Consider the following 2,337-nt stretch of genomic DNA (forward strand, 5'->3'; position numbering starts at 1 on the left):
AACCCTTTCCCCTTCCCCCCTGGCCGCCGGAGGCACCACACACGATGAAGGCACTACGAGTATACGCGCGGGTGGCGGGCATGGGTTTGGGGGCTGTCTGGTCCTTCAAGCTGCGTTCGTTTTTCGTGGTTGTGGGTGTGGCTTTCGGGATTGCGAGTCTGACCCTGATCGTCACGGCGGTGGACGGTGCCAACCGCAAGGCCGTGGAGATAGTGGATATGTTCGGCCCGGACGCGGCGTTGGTCTTTGGCGGCAACGTGATGATGCGGGCGGTGGGCATGCGCACCATGACCCTGAGCCGCGACGATGTCCGCCAGGTGCGCGACTCGTTGCCGGGGGTCAAGGCGGTGCTGCCCATGCGGTCGCAGGGCGGGCAGACGGTCAAGGCGGGCAGCCGAAACGTGCAGGACGTGCAGGTGGTCGGCACCACCGAGGATTACGCCCTGGCCTGGGACTGGCCGCTGGCCGAGGGCCGCGACATCACGGTAGATGACGAGACGGGCGGGGCCAAGGTGGCGCTCCTTGGCGACAAGCCTGCCAGGGAGTTGTTTGGGGACGAGTCGCCGGTGGGCCGGGTGGTGTTCATCAACAACATCCCGTATCAGGTGGTGGGCAGGCTGGCCTATCGGGGCATGACCACGGGCGGCGGCAGCGACATTGACAATCGCGTGGTCATTCCGCTGAACACCATGATGCAGCGGTACAATCTGGACAGGAACTATTTTCGCGCCCTGCGGGTGAAGTTCTACGAGCCCGAGCACATGGAGGCGCATGTGGAGAATCTGCGCTCGCTCCTGCGCGCGCTGCACCACCTGGAGCCGGGCGCGGACGACGACTTCACCATATTGACGGCAGACGAGATTCTGAAATTTCTGAGCATGTTCAAGGGCGGGCTGTCCATCTTCCTGGGGGTGACGGCCACCATCGCCATGCTGGTGGGCGGTTTCGTGCTGGCCAATCTGTTTTCCATCAGCGTCAGCGAGCGGGCCGAGGAGATCGGGCTAAAAAAGGCGCTTGGCGCGCGCGGCTCGGCCATCATGTGGCAGTTTCTGGTGGAGGCGTGCGCCCTGACGCTGCTGGGCGGGGTGCTTGGGCTGTTCCTGGGCCTGGGGCTCGGCCAGTTCCTGTCGCGCCTGGACATCCTGACCATCCAGTTTTCGTGGAAGGCGTTCTTCATGGCCCTGGCCGGTTCCCAGGCCGTGGGCCTGATCTTCGGCCTCAAGCCCGCCCGCCAGGCCGCCGGGCTCGACCCCATCCAGGCCATGCGCGGCGAGGGGTAGCAGGCGCTTCCTTTCAAGAGCGATTCACGGGCAGCCTCCCTCAACTGCCGTCAGTGAGCATGACCGTCGGCGCTTTGTCGGGGCATATCTGCTTGGCGGCCGCAAAGGCTCCCTCTTTCGTTTTTCTGCTTATGATCGCCAGTTCGCCCCTGAAGGTGTCCGAGGTCGGCGAGTCGCTCGGCACGAGTTGCCCGTTGGCAAGTATCTGTATGTGTTTGGCGCGGACACGGCAGTCATCGACCATGAACAGGGCCTCCGGGGTCGATTCGAGAATCTCGGCCATTCGCTCCTGGGCATTTTTTGTCAAGAAAACCACGACGACATAGCTATACCCGTCTTTCGACGGGCAGTGCCACATCTCACCGCGCAGCCGCCACGCCTCGATTTTGGCGACATCGGGGCAGGAGAGAGCCAGAGTGGATTGTGCCAAGGTGTTCAAGGGGGTGAACAATGCAATGGCCAGGAGCAATGCCGCAATCTTCACGTCATCCTCGGATGAAATACAACAGGGTTGAATTGTCACCCGCCTTGTACACAATGTGAATCCTCCAAGGCAAGGGAATTTCTCCAAATTTGGTAAAGACTACAGTCGCAGAACGACCAGGAATGATCGTTCCTGTTTGTTTCCACTCGTCGTTATCGGCCTGAATATTGGCACCTGCGGCAAAAGCCCCAATGTTTCTGACTTCAACCGTGATTTTTTGGCCCGCCGAGAAAGAATGTGTATCGTGGGCCTCGTATCCTTTCAGTAATCCCATGATGTTGACACCGATAGGATGCTTCCGGATCTCACACTTGCAATTTGGGTGAGGCCTTTGTGGTAGTTGCGGAAATTTCCACGCCGACATTGCCTTGCATCTGTCACAAGCATTGGGCTTGGGATGGAAAGTCCAATAGTATCCCTTTGTCTCCTCATTGTTTCGCGAGGCTTCCCCGGCGATCCCGACCATCCGCTTGGGCATCCCGTAGACCAGTTGATCGTCACCGATGTGTTGCCCCTGTTCTTCGCTCATGGGTTGTCTCCTTTCCCTTGTGTTGTCTTGGCCCGCGTTGAGCA

At 60.2% G+C, this 2,337-nt stretch carries 3 protein-coding genes; 1 reads left to right on the top strand and 2 read right to left on the bottom strand.

The features are described 5' to 3' along the window. The first annotated feature begins 44 nt into the window (after positions 1–44). On the top strand, positions 45–1,280 hold the full coding sequence (locus QQS14_RS16270; RefSeq protein ID WP_285908069.1) for an ABC transporter permease: 1,236 nt from the start codon (positions 45–47) through the stop codon (positions 1,278–1,280). Positions 1,281–1,320: 40 nt separating this feature from the next. Here the strand turns inward: QQS14_RS16270 and QQS14_RS16275 are convergent, their stop codons facing one another. Continuing rightward, complete coding sequence (locus QQS14_RS16275; RefSeq protein ID WP_285908070.1) at positions 1,321–1,764, bottom strand: hypothetical protein; 444 nt, start codon at positions 1,762–1,764, stop codon at positions 1,321–1,323. Position 1,765: 1 nt separating this feature from the next. Then, on the bottom strand, positions 1,766–2,293 hold the full coding sequence (locus tag QQS14_RS16280; RefSeq protein ID WP_285908071.1) for a hypothetical protein: 528 nt from the start codon (positions 2,291–2,293) through the stop codon (positions 1,766–1,768). Positions 2,294–2,337 lie beyond the last annotated feature (44 nt).

The sequence above is a fragment of the Pseudodesulfovibrio pelocollis genome (genome assembly GCF_030282845.1).
GTDB lineage: Bacteria > Desulfobacterota > Desulfovibrionia > Desulfovibrionales > Desulfovibrionaceae > Pseudodesulfovibrio > Pseudodesulfovibrio pelocollis.

What these genes read in the sequence shown, in the direction of transcription:
- QQS14_RS16270 (WP_285908069.1), top strand. Translation starts at nt 45, where the DNA reads ATGAAGGCACTACGAGTATACGCGCGGGTGGCGGGCATGGGTTTGGGG.
- QQS14_RS16280 (WP_285908071.1), bottom strand. Translation starts at nt 2,293, where the DNA reads ATGAGCGAAGAACAGGGGCAACACATCGGTGACGATCAACTGGTCTAC.